Origin of the sequence: Paenibacillus senegalensis JC66 (genome assembly GCF_000285515.1) — a bacterium.
GTDB classification, from domain to species: Bacteria; Bacillota; Bacilli; order Paenibacillales; family NBRC-103111; genus Paenibacillus_L; species Paenibacillus_L senegalensis.
The window spans coordinates 1,114,650-1,131,690 of the sequence record NZ_HE610957.1 but is presented as its reverse complement, the minus strand read 5'-3'; the positions used below and the strand labels follow the sequence as shown (position 1 = coordinate 1,131,690).

General features: G+C 47.4%; 11 protein-coding genes and 1 other annotated feature (1 of these 12 running past the window's edge). Of the genes, 8 read left to right on the top strand and 3 right to left on the bottom strand.

Annotation, left to right across the window (positions count from 1 at the left end):
- Positions 1 to 256, top strand: a binding site (T-box leader) (it extends 26 nt beyond the left edge of the window).
- A gap of 89 nt (positions 257 to 345) precedes the next feature.
- Positions 346 to 2,796: a leucine--tRNA ligase gene (gene leuS, locus PSHG_RS05340; RefSeq protein WP_010270467.1), complete on the top strand. Its 2,451-nt coding sequence runs from the start codon at positions 346 to 348 to the stop codon at positions 2,794 to 2,796.
- 5 nt (positions 2,797 to 2,801) lie between these two features.
- Here the strand turns inward: leuS and comER are convergent, their stop codons facing one another.
- Positions 2,802 to 3,623: a late competence protein ComER gene (gene comER / locus PSHG_RS05335; RefSeq protein ID WP_010270466.1), complete on the bottom strand. Its 822-nt coding sequence runs from the start codon at positions 3,621 to 3,623 to the stop codon at positions 2,802 to 2,804.
- Between the two features lie 319 nt (positions 3,624 to 3,942).
- Between comER and PSHG_RS29170 the strand changes: the two genes are divergently transcribed.
- The 4 genes from PSHG_RS29170 (at position 3,943) to PSHG_RS05315 (ending at position 9,059) form a co-directional block, all read left to right on the top strand.
- Positions 3,943 to 4,476 carry a helix-hairpin-helix domain-containing protein gene (locus PSHG_RS29170; RefSeq protein WP_010270464.1) on the top strand — a complete coding sequence of 178 codons (534 nt, stop codon included), beginning with the start codon at positions 3,943 to 3,945 and terminating at the stop codon, positions 4,474 to 4,476.
- A gap of 112 nt (positions 4,477 to 4,588) precedes the next feature.
- Positions 4,589 to 5,881: a homocysteine synthase gene (locus tag PSHG_RS05325; RefSeq protein ID WP_010270463.1), complete on the top strand. Its 1,293-nt coding sequence runs from the start codon at positions 4,589 to 4,591 to the stop codon at positions 5,879 to 5,881.
- 12 nt (positions 5,882 to 5,893) lie between these two features.
- A complete protein-coding gene (locus PSHG_RS05320; RefSeq protein ID WP_010270460.1) occupies positions 5,894 to 6,406 on the top strand; it encodes a deoxycytidylate deaminase in 513 nt (170 codons plus the stop codon).
- A 109-nt stretch (positions 6,407 to 6,515) separates the two neighbouring features.
- Complete coding sequence (locus tag PSHG_RS05315) at positions 6,516 to 9,059, top strand: ComEC/Rec2 family competence protein (RefSeq protein ID WP_010270457.1); 2,544 nt, start codon at positions 6,516 to 6,518, stop codon at positions 9,057 to 9,059.
- A 17-nt stretch (positions 9,060 to 9,076) separates the two neighbouring features.
- Here PSHG_RS05315 and PSHG_RS26640 read toward each other — a convergent pair whose 3' ends face one another.
- The gene (locus PSHG_RS26640; protein WP_010270454.1) at positions 9,077 to 11,350 is read right to left on the bottom strand and encodes a helix-turn-helix domain-containing protein; all 2,274 of its coding nucleotides are present in this window, start codon (positions 11,348 to 11,350) and stop codon (positions 9,077 to 9,079) included.
- Between the two features lie 528 nt (positions 11,351 to 11,878).
- Here PSHG_RS26640 and PSHG_RS05305 point away from each other — a divergent pair.
- Positions 11,879 to 13,531, top strand: coding sequence for an extracellular solute-binding protein (locus PSHG_RS05305; RefSeq protein WP_010270451.1), 1,653 nt, complete (start codon positions 11,879 to 11,881; stop codon positions 13,529 to 13,531).
- Between the two features lie 201 nt (positions 13,532 to 13,732).
- On the opposite strand, the gene PSHG_RS05300 is transcribed toward PSHG_RS05305, so the two are convergent.
- Positions 13,733 to 14,641: a fumarylacetoacetate hydrolase family protein gene (locus tag PSHG_RS05300; protein ID WP_010270449.1), complete on the bottom strand. Its 909-nt coding sequence runs from the start codon at positions 14,639 to 14,641 to the stop codon at positions 13,733 to 13,735.
- 389 nt (positions 14,642 to 15,030) lie between these two features.
- Between PSHG_RS05300 and PSHG_RS05295 the strand changes: the two genes are divergently transcribed.
- Positions 15,031 to 15,579, top strand: a complete 549-nt coding sequence (locus PSHG_RS05295; protein ID WP_010270444.1) for an RNA polymerase sigma factor — start codon at positions 15,031 to 15,033, stop codon at positions 15,577 to 15,579.
- A 23-nt stretch (positions 15,580 to 15,602) separates the two neighbouring features.
- Positions 15,603 to 16,805 (top strand): ICP22 family protein, encoded by a 1,203-nt coding sequence (locus tag PSHG_RS05290; RefSeq protein ID WP_148497643.1) that lies wholly within the window; start codon positions 15,603 to 15,605, stop codon positions 16,803 to 16,805.
- Positions 16,806 to 17,041 lie beyond the last annotated feature (236 nt).

The following is a 17,041-nucleotide window of genomic DNA, read 5'->3' as shown; positions in this document are numbered from 1 at the left end:
TTTGAAGAAGCGTCTTTTGATCCAGAGAGCCGGGAATGCTGGAAACCGGTGGCGCGGAGCAGATGAACTCACCTTGGAGCCGGAAGGATGAACCCCATTCTATAGGGCACTGGCTGCATCTTGCCCAGAACCTATGGCTGGCGGATAGTCCGACCGTTGTCCCGCGTTAAGGGATAAGGAAGTGAACGAAACCTCGGGTAACTACTGGTTTCGTTAATCAGGGTGGTACCACGGGAATAATCCTCTCGTCCCTAGCGTTAAGCGGGGCGGGAGGTTTTTTTGTTCATGGGGAGTAAATTTGTTGGAGTTTGCACTTAAACTGCAATTGTCTAGGAGGAATGGAAGATGACGGAGTCCAATATCAGACACCAATATGATCCGCTCAGCATTGAGCCGAAATGGCAAAAGTACTGGGAGGACCATAAAACGTTTAAAACGAGCGAAACCGAAGGGAAGCCTAAATTTTACGCTTTGGATATGTTCCCGTATCCTTCAGGGGCGGGACTGCATGTTGGCCATCCTGAAGGCTATACGGCAACAGACATCGTATCCCGCTACAAGCGGATGAAAGGGTATGATGTGCTCCATCCGATGGGATGGGACGCCTTCGGCTTGCCTGCAGAGCAGCATGCGCTGGATACCGGGCAGCATCCGAAGGATATTACTTTCAAAAATATTGACAATTTCCGCAGACAGATTAAGTCATTAGGGTTTTCCTATGATTGGGATCGTGAGCTGAGCACTACGGATCCGGATTATTATAAATGGACGCAATGGATTTTTATTCAGCTTTACAAGCGTGGACTTGCGTATATGGCCGAAGTGCCGGTGAACTGGTGTCCGGCTTTGGGCACAGTTCTCGCTAACGAAGAAGTTATTGACGGCAAAAGTGAACGCGGGGGGCATCCGGTCATCCGCAAGCCGATGCGCCAGTGGATATTGAAAATTACCGCTTATGCAGAGAGGCTCTTGGAGGATCTTGAAGAGCTGGATTGGGCTGAAAGCATCAAGGATATGCAGCGCAACTGGATCGGCAAATCGACCGGTGCGGAGGTTCGTTTTGTTATTGACGGTCACGAGGGCAAGGAACTGGTTGTGTTCACTACTCGCCCGGATACTCTGTTCGGCTCCACTTACTGCGTGCTTGCTCCGGAGCATGAGCTTGTGGACTTGATTACGACCGCAGAGCAGGCCGAAGCTGTCCGCGATTATCAGGATAAGGCAGCTCGCAAAAGTGACCTGGAAAGAACCGATCTGGCGAAGGAGAAAACCGGCGTGTTTACCGGAGCCTATGCGATCAATCCGGTCAATGGCGAGAAGCTTCCTATCTGGATTGCGGATTATGTGCTGGCCGGTTATGGTACTGGAGCCATTATGGCCGTTCCCGGGCATGACCAGCGAGACTACGAGTTCGCCAAGCAGTTCAACCTGCCGATTATTGAAGTGATTGAAGGCGGAGACCTGAGCCAGGAAGCGTACACCGGCGATGGCAGGCATATTCATTCCGGGCTGCTTGATGGGATGAACAATGAAGAGGCAATCGCGGCTATGGTCACCTGGCTGGAGGAGAATGGCAAGGGACAGGGGAAAGTGACCTATCGCTTGCGCGACTGGCTGTTCAGCCGCCAAAGGTATTGGGGTGAGCCGATTCCCATTCTGCATCTGGAGGACGGGTCCATGAAGCCGGTGCCGGAGGATCAGCTGCCGCTGCTGCTGCCTGATGTGGAGCAAATTACGCCTTCAGGAACTGGCGAGTCTCCCTTGGCTGCCGTAGAGGACTGGGTTAACACGGTTGACCCGGAAACCGGGTTGAAGGCGAGACGTGAAACAAACACCATGCCGCAGTGGGCGGGAAGCTGCTGGTACTATCTGCGTTTTATCGATCCCCACAATAGCGAAGAGCTCTGCTCGATGGAAAAGCAGAAGCATTGGATGCCGGTCGATCTCTATATCGGGGGTGCCGAGCATGCGGTCCTGCATTTGCTGTACGCCAGATTCTGGCATAAAGTGCTGTATGATATAGGTGTGGTGTCCACTAAGGAACCGTTCCATAAGCTTGTCAACCAAGGAATGATTCTGGGAGAAAACAACGAGAAAATGAGCAAGTCCCGCGGCAACGTGATCAACCCGGATGACATCGTCGGTCGTTACGGTGCGGATACACTGAGAATGTACGAGATGTTTATGGGCCCTCTAGAGGCGACTAAGCCGTGGAATGAGAATGGGGTAGAGGGCGTTTATCGCTTCCTTAATCGGGTTTGGCGGTTGTTCATTGGTGACGATGGCCAGCTGAGCAGCAAAATTGTTTCGGAAGAGGATAAGGTAAGTGATGCCTTTAAACGCACCTGGCACAAATCGATCAAAAAAGTTACAGAAGATTACGAAGCCTTGCGGTTTAACACCGTGATCAGCCAATTGATGATCTTTGTTAACGATGCATACAAAACAGAGGTGCTGCCGCTCAAGGCGATGAAGCATTTTGTCCAGCTGCTGTCACCGATTGCTCCGCATTTAGCGGAGGAATTATGGGAACGTCTTGGGCACAAAGACACCACCATCAGCTATGAGCCATGGCCTGAATATGATGAGGCTTGGACGGTTGAAAACGAAGTGGAGATTGTTATCCAGATCAATGGAAAAATTATCGAGAGAACGTCCGTGTCCAAAGACTTGAGTCGCGAGGAGCTGGAAGCAGCAGCCTTGGCACTGCCGAAGGTGCAAGAAGCGATAGCTGGCAAAGCGGTTAGAAAAGTGATTGCTGTACCGGGCAAACTTGTCAACATTGTCGCCAACTGACAGCTTCAAGTACTCCACTGCGCGGTAACTTTAGTCACTTCTGTTGTAAACTTATGATGAGTCATTTGGAAGAGCTGATTGAATTTCCCGGTCAGCTCTTTCTCTATGATTTTGAGTCCTTCGGCAGTGATCCCTCCGGGAACGGTCACTCGTTGGCGGAGCTGCTCTGGTGTGAAGCCTCCCTCGGTCAGCAGCTTCCCTGTTCCGAGCAGCATTCTGGATGCCAGGGTGCAAGCCTGCTCATAATCAATTCCTGTCTCCTCAACGGCAGCATGAGCGAATTGCTCCAATAGATAGGCGAAGAAGGCAGGGCCGCAGCTGCTCAAATCAGAACAAACTCTCACGTGTGTTTCACTTATCTCAATAGGCTCGCTGATCCGGCGGATCAGCTGCTCGATACGCTCCCGATCTCCGGAGCTGATTCGGCTTCCATATACACAGAGCATAGCGCCGTCCAGCATATAATTCGTTATGCTGGGGATCAATTTGGCAACTCGGCAAGGCAGCCGGCTCTCCAGTTGCTGGATCATGACCGGGCTCGTAATGGAGATGACATACTGATCGGGATGGATATAAGGCTGAATATCATTAATTACATTAAAAATATCCATAGGCCGGACGCACAGAAAAATCAGCTCGCTCTCCAGCGCCACCTCGCGATTTGATGGTACTGCCCTCAAGCCGGGATAACGCTCTGCGAGTTGTGCAACTTTAGCAGGGTTTCGGTTGCTAGCTGTAATTTCCTGAGGCAGCAGGGCATCGGATTTAATAAATGACTCGATCAGCAGACTGCCCATGCTTCCCGTACCTATAAAGCCTGTATTCATACGGTCCCCTCCCTTTCTATTCACATTGTGATGCAAACTTTTATAATATATATGCCGGTATTTTTAAGGAATGCCCATAACCTGGGAGTAAAACGAGATTGGTTAGTGCGGCCCGGCTGCTTCAGTGCATGCTCCTTCCCCTGGCCATTAAACAGCTTGCCGCTGGGTCAGGCTAATGTTATACTGGAAATATTAAGAGGTACGGAAGAACCGACCTGTCCATTCTCTAAATATTCGCGGCGAATATTTAAAGACATCTGGCAGGGCGGTTTTTGTGCTGCTGACTATTAACTTTATTTTTATGAAGGAGAGATAACGTATGCTGGACTGGCTCTGGAGCTATCGTAAGCAGGTCATTTTTTTGCTGGTTAGCCTTGCCATGATCATGATAATTCTCGGATTGCGAGGCGCAGATAAAGAGGAGCTGCAGCCGTTTGCAGCTATGAACGCGGTACTTGCAGAAGCGATACGGCCGGAGAATGAACCCCCTGCAGTGCCTTCACCGGGGACGGAGCTCCGTAATAAGGCTGAGCTGTCAGACTCGCCACAAGCGGCAGCACCTACCAAAGAATCAGCTCCTATACCTGGATCCGCCGAGGAGGAGTCACCTGTTATAACGGTTACAGAAGATTCCTCTGGCCAAGCGGCCGACAGCTCATGGTTAATTAATATTAATACTGCCTCGGTGTCGGAATTGACTCAGTTGGCAGGCATTGGCCCGTCCAAGGCAAGCGCAATTGTAGACTATCGCATCAGCCAGGGAGTTTTTCAACAAATAGATGACATTATGAAAGTAAAAGGAATCGGTCTTAAAACATTTGAAAAGTTTAAGCACCAGATTACAGTCAACTAAAAAACCAAGTAATCTTATACGAAATTAATAAATCTTTTTGCATTTTAGCTTTTCAATTGACAAGATTTGTGACATTATTAATGTAGTTCTGCATATAAGGAGGAAATTATAAATGTCGGAAGAGCGCCTTTTGGGATTGGAAACTTTGGCTGTCCATGCCGGACAGGAGATTGACCCGACGACAATGTCGCGTGCAGTGCCTATTTATCAAACGACCTCATATGGATTTAAAGATACTGACCATGCTGCCAACCTGTTTGGACTGCAGGAGTTTGGCAATATCTACACACGGATTATGAATCCGACAACGGATGTGTTTGAAAAAAGAATCGCCGCATTGGAAGGCGGAGTCGGTGCTCTCGCTACCGGATCCGGACAAGCTGCCATTACATTCTCGATTCTGAATATTGCCGGCGCGGGAGATGAAATCGTTTCATCCGCAAGCTTGTATGGTGGAACTTATAATTTGTTCTCGATCACGCTGCCTAAGATCGGAATTAAAGTGAAGTTCGTCGATCCCTCTGATCCGGACAATTTCCGTAAAGCGATTACCGATAAAACAAAAGCCATATTTGCCGAAACAATTGGCAACCCTAAGGGTGACATTCTTGATATTGAAGCCGTTGCCGCAGTCGCCCATGAGAACGGAATTCCATTAATTGTTGACAATACTTTCCCTAGTCCATACTTGCTGCGTCCAATCGAGCATGGCGCCGACATCGTTATTCACTCGGCCACCAAGTTTATCGGAGGTCATGGCACAGCGATCGGTGGAGTTATTGTCGATGGCGGCAAGTTTGACTGGGCAGCCAGCGGTAAATTCCCTGGTTTGACAGAACCGGATCCCAGCTATCACGGCATTGTATATACCCAAGCAGTAGGGCCTATCGCTTATATAATCAAAGCACGCGTGCAGCTTATGCGTGACATGGGAGCTTCTATTTCTCCGTTTAACTCCTTTTTACTGCTGCAAGGCTTGGAGACGCTGCACTTGCGGATGGAGCGCCACAGCTCCAACGCATTGAAAGTTGCGCAATACTTGGAGAAGCATGATGCCGTTATCCATGTCAATTATCCGGGGCTGGAGAGCCATCCATCGTACGCGCTGGCTCAGAAATATTTGCCTAAGGGGCAGGGAGCGATTCTTACCTTTGAAATCAAAGGCGGCGTAGAAGCCGGAAGAAAGGTCATTAATAACGTGAAGCTGCTCTCGCATTTGGCCAATGTCGGCGATTCCAAATCATTGATCATTCACCCGGCGAGCACTACTCACCAGCAGCTCTCCGAAGAGGAGCTCATTTCCGCTGGCGTTGAACCGGGAATGATCCGCTTATCCATCGGAACGGAAACGATTGATGATATTATTCATGATTTAGACCAGGCTATCAAACTCAGCCAAAGCTAGGAGATGACTTACATGGGCACTCGCAAGGATTGGGATACTTACTTCATGGATATTGCTTATATGGCTGCAACCAGATCTCAATGCCCCCGCAGGCATGTGGGTGCCGTATTAGTTCAGGGAAAGAAGCTGCTGGGAACAGCTTACAACGGTGCTCCTATGGGTGTTGCCGATTGCTCTGAGGCGGGATGTATGATCGTGGAGCAAATAGAATTGGTTAGCACGCCTGAAGGAGACCAGATGGTGCGCAAGGAAAGATGTATCCGTACGATTCACGCGGAACAAAACTTGCTGCTGTTTACCGATCGCATTGATCGGGAGGGTTCAACTGTTTACGTAACCGATCAGCCTTGTTGGACATGCTCCAATATGCTTGCTAACAGTGGGATCAAAGAAATTGTTTATCATCGTTCTTATCCGAAAGACCATAAGAAAGTTTCGGTATTGATGGAGGCAAGAGGGATTGTTTTAAGAACATTGGAAGGCTATGAGCCCCCGCCGAATACAATCATGACAGTCAAGGATTAATCCATATAACACAATACAATTGAGGAAGAACCTCTTATCACCTATTAAGGGATAATGAGGTTCTTTTTTTGATTCCATGTATAGATTGTGAAAGAAAGGAAAGTGTGAGGTGTTCGACCGACCGATCGTTTGCGCAGCGGTACTGTGGGTTATTGGTGCAGGCTTAGCCTTTTCTATCGGGCCGCTCGGGATTCCGTGGATAGTTTGCTTGGTGGCTGTTGGGCTTGCGGGCTTTTGCTGGAGCCGATCTTCAAAAAAGCTCAAGCTGCTGGCCTGTTTGCTGCTTGTTATGGTCTCCCTCGGCTACAATCAATGGTATGATGGACGCAATATTACAGCTATTCATGAGGAGTGGCATGAAAGTGAAGTTGAAGTAAGCGGTGTCATTAAGTCAACCGTGAAAGTGGACGGAGATCAGGTCTCGTTTACGTTAGACGTTAATTCCTTGTCTCATCCAATGTTATCGGAGATTGTTAGTTTGGAAGAGAGCATACAAGTATTTGTACGTTTAAGTGATCCGGGCGAGAAGGAACAAGCATCGAAGTGGGAACGCGGCGACCATGCCAAGCTGTCCGGGATGCTACGTAAACCGGCCGCGGCGCGCAACTTTGGAGCCTTTGATTATCGCGCCTATCTTTATTACCAGCATATTCATTGGCAATTGTCAGTCAGCGGAGGCAGCAGTGTTAAGGTCAAATCGGTTCCGCGCAAACCTTGGGTGGCCGTGCTGCATTATAACGACCGCTTACGGGAGCGGCTGGGAGCTGTGCTGGATCGGGCGTTTCCCGGGGAGCAGGCTGGGTTTATGAAAGGGATGCTCGTTGGCGTCCGTTCTGATCTGGACCCTGAACAATTTAAACAGTTTTCGCAGCTGGGCTTGACTCACATTTTAGCTATTTCCGGACTTCACGTTGGTATTTTTGTCAGCATTATTTTAGCGGTTAGCCGCCTGTCAGGAATGACTCGGGAGTCAGGCATTCTGCTGGCCATGCTGCTGCTTCCTCTATATATTCTTGTAACAGGATCGGCCCCGTCTGTTATGCGTGCAGGGATTATGGCCTTGATTGGGCTGCATTTGTTCCGAAAAAGGCGGCTAAAGGACAGCTTGAACTTGGTCTGTCTCATCGGATTAGGGATGTTAATCTGGAATCCGTACTATCTTGTGAATATTAGCTTTCAAATGTCTTTTATAGTGACAATTGGCCTTATTCTTGGCGTTCCGAGATTCAATCGCCTGCTTCCGCAGCGATTCGGAGCGGTGACAGCGGCCTTTAGTGTGACAATGGTGGCCCAATTCGCTTCCTTTCCCCTATCCATCTATTATTTTAATCAATTCTCGCTTTTGTCCTGGCTGGCCAATTTTGTCATCATACCGATTTATAGTGCTGCGGTAATCCCATTGGGAACGGCCGTCCTGATTTTGGGCAGCGTGTCGGCTCCATTAGCCGCTTTGCCGGCCTGGCTGGCCAATTGGCTTAACCGCTTCAGCTTTTGGCTTGTGGACTGGCTGAGTGGCTGGGACGTTTTTCATTTAATATTTCCAACGCCGGCAATCTGGTGGATAGTAAGCTATTACGGTTTATGCGGTTTAGGACTGCATCTGTCAGTACACGCCAAGGAGCGGAGGATCGAAGCCCTCTCGGCTCCAGCTGCCGCCTTCGGATATAGGGGAGCGGATCCTCTGCCGGGTTGGCGGGCGGTATCGGCAGTAGGTGCTGTCTTTCTGCTTCTGCTTTTCCATGGGTACGAGCCTAATTGGTGGCAGCGCACAGGCTCGGTTTATTTTATGGATGTAGGTCAAGGAGATGCTATTTATATAAGAACGCCTAATGGCAAGCATATGCTGATTGATGGGGGAGGCACCTTTCATTTCAGGCGAGAGGGTGAGGAGTGGAAAGAAAGAGCAAGCCCTTATGAGGTCGGTGAAAAAGCTGTTGTACCACTGCTTAAAAAAAGAGGTGTCCATCATATTGACTGGTTAATCATAACTCACGCTGATTTTGATCACATTGGAGGGCTTCAGGCAGTATTGGAGCACATTCCGGTAAAGCATATATTGTTTAATGGGACATGGAAAGATAATGAAACCTCCCGCCAATTGATTCAGACAGCATTGAAAAAAATGATACCATTATTTGCGGTCCATAAAGATCAATCTTTACGAATTGATCGTCATACTGTTCTGCATTTTCTGTATCCTGCTCCTTTATCTCCGTCTGCTTCAGTTTGGGAGGATAGCCAGAATGATCGTTCGCTAGTATTTCTAATGGAAATGCACCAGGCCAGATTGCTGTTTTCTGGAGACATTGAAAAGCCCGGCGAGGCCGATATTCTTTACAGCTTCAAGGAAGGTTCTGCTGATCAGGATAGCGAAACGTTTCAAGCGAATATCACAAATTTAATTCCGGTAGATGTCCTGAAGGTTGCCCATCATGGAAGCAAAACGTCTACAACAGAAGAATGGCTGGCTTATTGGAAGCCTGTCCATGCGATGATTTCAGCAGGTGTGAATAATCGGTATGGCCATCCCTCCGCGGAAGTGACATCAAGAATCGAGGAATTTGGCGCATCCCTTTACCGGACTGATCTGCAGGGGGAAATCTGGATGCAGATTCACCGTAAAGGCTATCGCATCCAGACGGTTGATCCCTGATCTGAATTCTGGCTGTCTTACTCCGGAATTTCTGGAGAAGAAGTTACTTGCTGTTTACGATATTCGCTAGGAGAGACACCGGTCCATTTTTTAAACATTCGGTTAAAAGAAGTAACATTGCGGTAACCGATATCGCGGCTAATCTCCACTATTGGCTTATCACTTTTTGTAAGCAGTTCTTTTGCTTTATTCATACGAATGCCATTCAAATGATCAATAAAGTTCGTTCCGGTCTTTTCCTTAATATAGACTGATAAATAGGCGCTGGACAAGTTTAATTTATCAGCTAGCATCTCAAGCGATACTTCTTCATGGTATCGGGTGGAAAGCCAATCCATGACGAAGTCGATTATCGGATCTTTCCCGCTTTTTTTATTGCGGGCAATCTCCGCGGCGGCTTCAAGAAAAGCCTGAAAGAATTTCTTATATTGACCAACGGTAAACAAACGGGGAATTTGCCGGCTTAATTGCTCCAGCGTTTGACCGTTCTCATCGCTTTCATCCGGCTTGAGCAGCGTAATAGTTTTGGATACAATGCCCTCAGCCAGTTGCCGATACTGAAATGCGGCTGCTTCCTTATGCTCCATCTGCTCCAGAAGACGGCTGATCATTTTAAAGCAAACCAGGTCATGCCCTTCCAGAAGGTGATTGTAAAACTCTTCCTCCTGTGCGGAAGTAAAATAAACGGTGCGGGATACCTGCCGCGCCTCATAGATCAGTTGTGTTTCCGAATGCAGTGGAGCCTGTCTCAGCTTGGCGAGCACATCCTCATAAGCTTTGTTAAAATAAGAGGAATCCGGATAGGTGGCGCTCACAGTTATGTTGGCCTGACAAAACGACTTGTCCCGATCTAGAATCGTTTTCAGCAGTTCCAATAGCTTCTCAATTTGTCCGGCAGCGACTGGGCCGTTCACAACCGATAAAATCTGGTCTTTTTCAAGCTGAAACGTATGCGATCCGGGAAAGTAATCGGACACAAGCAGGTTAATATGCTCCCGAATGTAATTGATCGCTTGTGTGGATTGGATCTCAAGCTCTTGAAACGCATCATCATGGAAATTCAACTGATACATAATAATAGTGAACTTTTCGTCACTTGCTATAAATTGCTTCCATTCCTGAATGTCGGAATTAATCATTTTTAGCTTGCTAATATACCCGTAGCTGGTTAAGAACGATTGATTGTTTAACAATTCCTCTTGAATCTTCTTTTTCTCATCGAACAGGGTTCCAATTTTTTGCCCGACTAAAGAAAATTCATGAATATTGCTGTTAAATTCCCCCGGCTTTTCCTCCAGAATGGATGAAATCATCTTTTTTACTGGGGAGTGAATTTTTTGACTGAGCCAATACGAAACGGCCATGCCTATGATGATGGTGACCAGCAAAATCAGCACTAGCGTCCAGTTCAGCTTTTGCATTTGCAGGGCAATATGAGAATAAGGCACAATGGAAATATAAGTCCATCCGCTCGACTGATCCTTGCGAGTGAAATAATAATAGTCTCCAAGCAAGGAATTCTGGGTGCCGGTTAACAGCTCCTCCAATGGAAGATCGCTGTGCTCAGGTATAGAGTTATAGAGCATTCGGCTGTTTTCATCCAGAATGATGAGTTGTCCGTTACCTTGAGCATGCTCCCCCAGGAACGAAAGCATAAGCTGCCGCATGTCCAAGAAGGCGATTACTTGATAATTGCTGTCAGGGCGTTTGTACACGACAGGAAGCAGCGTTTTGCTGCCTGATTCTCCTGCGAGCTTAAAGGAAAACTCAGCTGATGGCAGGATAGTAAAGCTATCATCGGTATCAAACAGGGCTCTCCAAAAGTCATGTGGATATTCCGATGACGAATAAAATTGTACGAATTGATGCTGTGAGGAGCTTCCCCCTTCTTTATCGAGGACGTAATCCGAGCTGTTAAAATGCACAAGCAGATTATCCAGATGGTTATGCGGATTATAGGCATTAGTCCGCAAGGTCCTCATGAACTTGGTAGCCAGCAAATAATCAACTTCCCGCGAATCCATACGGGTCAACTGTCTGTTGTAAGCAATCAGATTGGGATTATTATGCAAATCGAACACGAGGGATCGAATAGTGGTAAAATGATTACGGTACCGGTCCACCGCGTTGTCCAGAATCAGGCGGTTATATTGAATAATTTCATTTTGGATCGTAGATTTCAAATATGTGAATGAAAAAAGGGTAAAGGCTGACAGCAAAATAATAACAATTAGAAAACTGGAAAAAATTCGGGTAAATAACGATTTGCCTTTAACCTTGAACCAATTCAAAGAAAGTCAACCTCCCCATGCACGATAACAGTACAACCTTGAAGATATGGAGCAGGCCCCATTTTTCATGACGTTACCCGTTAGAGAACGGTTACGCCCGGTCAATTATACTCTTCTCTAGCAGCTTGAGCAACAATTTATTAGCTGAATGAAATCGCTAATTCTAATTTTACCTGTCTGCTTCAAGCCTTGCCAGAGGCGTCATTTTTCTTTTCCTTACCTTCTTATCCTTATTTTATCCTATATAAAAAAGAGATAAGTAGCTAAAAAAGTGTCTACTACTAATTTCCTGACACCTGAGGTAATATTGCTCTTGCGCAGGGAACTATTAACTGGCGCGCCAACCTCGACCTGGATGCTGTATGAAAGGTTCAGCGGACATTCACCTACAAGGCACCCGAAGCAGGCAAGTCGAGTTGAGAGGTCGGCATTATAATGGTTCCCGCTGCAAATATGGCGAGTCTAAGGTAAGAGTAAGAGAAAATCAGTTTGAACAGGCAACAGAATAAAGGGGAGGTTTTAAAAAACATGCAATGGAAAAAATGGACATCTGTAGCCTTGACGGCGACGCTGTCTGCTTCTATGCTTGCTGCCTGTGGCGGCGGCAATAATGGAAGCGGTAGCAATGGAGGAGCGTCGGGCAATGAACAAGGCGGCGCCTCTAGCGAAGCACCCGCTAATCTGAACAAAACCGGGATGCCGATTGTCAATGAACCGATCAATATGACTTTCTTTACCGGTAAATCGGGGACAAATGGCAACAATTTTGAAGAAACGCATGTTTGGAAAACTTATCAGGAAATGTCGAATATTAATGTGACTTTTGATTTAGTGCCTTTTGAGAACTTGACCGAAAAACGCAATTTGACGTTGGCAAGTGGCGAGTATCCGGATGGATTTTACTCATCCCGTCTGACCTCGGCTGATATTGCGAAGTATGGGGCTCAGGGTGTTTTTCTTGAGCTTGATGATCTAATTGATGAATATGCTCCTAACTTCAAGGCTTTAATGGAGAAGTATCCAATGCTCCGCAAGGGGTTGACCATGCCTGACGGGCATATCTATTCTTTTCCTTCCTTCTATGACCCTAATTTCCCATCTATGTTGATTGGAACGCCGTTATGGGTTAACAAAGACTGGCTGGATCAATTAGGTATGGAAGAACCGACAACGATAGAAGAGTTTTACAATTATTTAGTAGCCGTTAAAGAAACCGATTTGAACGGGAATGGGCTTAACGATGAAATTCCATACAGCGGCACAGGCATCGGCGGATTAATTGATCAGCTTAAAGGCGCATGGGGACTCGGTAACCGCGGCTTGGCGCATAAATATGTAGATATTGACCCGGAAACGAATGAGCCCCGTTTCTTCCGCATCACCCCGGAATATAAAGAGGTGCTGGAATTTGTTCACAAATTGTATAGTGAAGGCCTATTAGACGAAGAAATCTTCACCATTAAAAGCAGTGCGCTATATGTAAAAGGGCAGGAGGGACTGCTCGGTTCAACTATTGTACCTAATCCAAAAACATTGATGAATCAGGAAAACTTTATTGGATTGGGCGCGCTTGAAGGCCCTCATGGAGATAAACTGTATTCTCATGTAAAAGCGCCTTTAGTACACGTTGGTGCTTTCGTGCTGACTCATAAGAACGAGCATCCGGAAGCTGCGATTAGATGGATGGACCATTTCTTTGGTGAGGAAGGTGCCTTGTTCTACTTTATGGGTGAGGAAGGCGTCACTTACACGAAGAATGAAGACGGCACACTTGAATTTACAGAAGAAATCACTAACAACCCGAACGGATTGACTCAAGACCAGGCATTGGCCAAATATGTAACCTGGCTGGGCGGCAGCTATCCTGGCTACGTACAAGAGCATTACTTCAAAGGCTCTGAGAGCTTGCCGGAATCTATTGCCGCTGGGGAGAAGGCCAAGCCTCACATGATTGAAGAAATTTGGAACGGCTTTAACTATACGGAAGAAGAGACCGATTTCATGTCTTCCGTAGGTAAGGACATTCAAGACTATGTCACGGAGATGGAAGCCAAGTTTGTTAACGGATCTGCCTCGTTTGCAGAATGGGATTCCTACATCAGCAACATCGAAAGAATGGGATTAGACCGCTACATGGACGTGTACACAACAGCGTATGAGCGTTACAATCAAGCGGAATAATTTCATAGAACCCTTATGATGATCGGGCACTATCCGATTAAGTTTAAGGGATAATAAAGGCAAAACCCGCGGTACGGTTTATAACCGATGCCCGCGGGTTTCTTTTGTATTAGCACTTGCTTCTAACTCTCATTGGCGTTAATTGCAGCACTGCCAAAAACCGTGAGATAATCGAGGAAGGTTTGCCTGCCTGATTCCCAACTAGACTTGTTCCTGAACCATTTTGTTGGTCAGCCGTCCTAATTTCTCAATCTCGATAGTGACTTCATCACCGTCTGCGAGGTAGACCTGCTGTTCTTTTGGATATCCCATTACAACACCTTCGGGAGTTCCGGTAAGAATGATATCACCCGGTACAAGTGTCATATGCTTGGAGATGTAGCTGACGATCTCATCACAGTGGAAGATCATGTCCGATGTGTTGGAGTTCTGCCTTTCTTCTCCATTGACGAAGCATTTAATGCTGAGATCGTTCGGATTGCCTACCTCATCGGCTGTTACCAGATACGGTCCGAGAGGGCTGAAGCCGTCGCAAGTTTTGCCAAGCAGCCATTGCGGGGTGCGCAGCTGCAGATCTCTTGCCGACAAATCGTTTACGTTGCAGTAACCGTATACATAAGAAAGAGCCTCTTCCTTGCTGACGTCTTTTGCTTTTTTTCCAATAACAATGACCAATTCAGCTTCGTAATCGACTTTGCTGCTCACCTTGGGCAGGGTAACCTCACTGCCATGGCCGGTCAGGGTGTTATTGAACTTGTTGAACAGAATAGGATATTCCGGAATAGGAGAATTGGTTTCTTCAGCATGCTTGCGGTAGTTCAAACCTACACAAATAATTTTGTTCGGATGGGTAACACAAGGACCGTATTCAATCTCGGCTTCATCCAACAAGCAGCTGCGATAGGAGTCGCTTGCCGACAGATCTGCAAGCAGCTGTTCAAGCGCCTTGGTGCCTGCTTCTCCTTGCTCAATCGCTTCCATAACCGAAGTGGGCACTCCGGCAGTGGAAGAACCGGCATGAGCCAACGCTTTCTCCACATCAACGATACCTTCTGTGGTTTTTACGCCTAGCCCTAATTCTGCATTCTTTTTAAAGGTAACCAGTTTCATTGTGAGGGACCTCCAGAACATAAAAATGATAGCTATGTAGGGCAGATAAAACGATTAAACGGGTAGCTCAATCGTAACATGGCCTGTCCCCTGCGGTCAATTTATGATTGCCAAAACAGCTTCCCCTATCTTCTGCACATAACTGGATAGCGCCCGGGCAAAAACAGGAATAGGTTGGTGATAGGCCTAGGACGATAAATCTGGTATGCTATTGACTATGCCGGGCCTATTTCAATAGAAGCATTAGAGGTATATTATAGAAGGAGCTAATTGAGGATTGGACTTCATAGAGGTCTGTGCTAAATACTGGAATAAATTATAAATGAGTATATCGCAACATTTTGCGGCGTCCTGCCGTCTATAAGGTTGCAAGAGAGGGGGAGCTAAGTTTGGTAGCGCCCGAATTGATTCGAGCTGCCCAAGCGGGCGATCGCGACGCCATCATTACCCTTTTGCGCGAAATCGAGACCCATGTTTATCGAACGGCTTATTACATGCTTGGCAATGAAGAAGATGCGTTGGATGCTTCCCAGGAAGCTATGATTCGCATCTATACGAAAATTCATACCTACGAAGAAAAAGCATTGTTCAAAACTTGGGTACAACGTATTGTGACGAATATTTGTATTGATAAATTCCGCAAAAAGAAGCCTTCTGTGTCCATTGATGAACACGAAATGGTATTTGAGTCCGGCGAAAATGTAGAAGAAAGAGTTATGGCGGCTTACATTGCGGAGGATATTCATGAAGCGATTAATAAGCTTCCTGACCATCATCGCTCGGTTGTTGTCCTGCGCTATCTTCAGCAGTTCTCCTATAATGAAATAGCTGAGAGCCTGGATTTGCCCATTAACACGGTGAAATCTTATTTGTTTAGGGCCAGGAAACAATTGCAAAGTTATCTTCAAGACTATCAGAAGGGTGGTGTTCGGGGATGAAATGCCCAGAGGTGGAAGAGCTAATGCAGAGACATCTGGACTCCGACCTGGAAGAGCAGGAAGAAGACCTGTTGCTTGGCCATATTCGGGACTGCCCCGATTGTGCCGCTATGTATGAAAGATTGATTCGTCTATCCGAGGATTTGACGGCACTGCCATCAGTAAGTCCTCCTGTCAATATTGTCGATTCCATTATGCCGCGTCTGGATGGGCTGGCATTTCCTGCATCTGACAAGCCATCTGTTCAAGCGGTAGCTCCGTCCATTATTAAAGATCAAAATGAAAGCGAGATGTCAGCGCCATTGCGCAGACCGAGAAAAAAATATATTTGGACTGCATTAAGTGGAGTGGCTGCCGCCGGCCTAGCCATTGGGCTGTTTATCTTTGATTTGGACGGACCCGTAACACGGCATGCTGAGCTTAAGGATTCCCATGCCCCTGAGACTTCTTCATCTATGGTTCAGGACAAAAATACGGCACCCGACGGGAATGAAGCGGGGGCAGCTGCTGACGGTGATCCGGAATCCGCAGGTGAGCCGATGGGCTCTATCCTCGAAGAATCCGGAGAGCTGGCGGAGACTGCCACTGACGGTGAGGCCTCTCTCTTGGAACGGAATCTGACGGAAGACCCAGGCCCGCCAACGGGTGACGGCGAGGTACAGCCTGAGGAACTCCAAGTGCGTGATCAAGCTGGCCCTGCGGCGGGGGATGCGGTAGCGGAAGAAATCCACAAAGAGCAGGTTCCGCCAGAACCAGAACAGCCGGTAACCGAAATGGCTCCTAATGAAGACACGCCAGTTACCGAGGCGGGGGAAGTACCGCAGACTGAGGAAGCAGAGGCACCGGAATCCTCTCCGGAAGACCAGGAAGTTGGCATAGCGGCCGGCGAGCCGGTAAGTGGAGCGGAAAAGCAAGAATCTGGTTCGGAGACTCCGGCAGATTTGTCCGATCCGCAATATCGCTCCCCGGAGGTTGTTTATGAAAGGCTGTTGTCACCGGGTAACGATTTATTTGCCTATGTCAATGAGCAGCGGGTTCTGATCAGCTCCAGCGATGGAGAGGTGCGCTTCGCGTCTCAATATAAATGGCAGCCTGAAGACAAAGTCCGATTTGTGGCATGGCTGAATGAACAGGAGCTCCTGTATCAGGTAACTAAGGAGTCGGGGGAGACCATTCAATACAAGGTCGATGTAAAAGAGCAAACGGAAACGGAAATAGCCTATTAGTCACGAATATTGGCACATACATTAATGAAGCTACTTATACTATATTAAAGGTAAAAGCGCGAATACTACCGGTTCTGACGTCGTTGACCGTCCCGGATGCAGGTTTCTAGAGCCTGCGCCCAGGATGTTTATATAAAATGATGAAAGTGCTGGGACGACAAAGGGAAGATGACAAAATCGTTAAAGATTTTGACGTCCTCCCTTTGTTGCTGTTATGATTGACATGAGGTGGACGA

Bases quoted from the DNA above. Each gene is read 5' to 3' on its own strand.
- leuS (WP_010270467.1), top strand. From the start codon at position 346: ATGACGGAGTCCAATATCAGACACCAATATGATCCGCTCAGCATTGAG.
- comER (WP_010270466.1), bottom strand. From the start codon at position 3,623: ATGAATACAGGCTTTATAGGTACGGGAAGCATGGGCAGTCTGCTGATC.
- PSHG_RS29170 (WP_010270464.1), top strand. From the start codon at position 3,943: ATGCTGGACTGGCTCTGGAGCTATCGTAAGCAGGTCATTTTTTTGCTG.
- PSHG_RS05325 (WP_010270463.1), top strand. From the start codon at position 4,589: ATGTCGGAAGAGCGCCTTTTGGGATTGGAAACTTTGGCTGTCCATGCC.
- PSHG_RS05320 (WP_010270460.1), top strand. From the start codon at position 5,894: ATGGGCACTCGCAAGGATTGGGATACTTACTTCATGGATATTGCTTAT.
- PSHG_RS05305 (WP_010270451.1), top strand. From the start codon at position 11,879: ATGCAATGGAAAAAATGGACATCTGTAGCCTTGACGGCGACGCTGTCT.
- PSHG_RS05300 (WP_010270449.1), bottom strand. From the start codon at position 14,641: ATGAAACTGGTTACCTTTAAAAAGAATGCAGAATTAGGGCTAGGCGTA.
- PSHG_RS05290 (WP_148497643.1), top strand. From the start codon at position 15,603: ATGCAGAGACATCTGGACTCCGACCTGGAAGAGCAGGAAGAAGACCTG.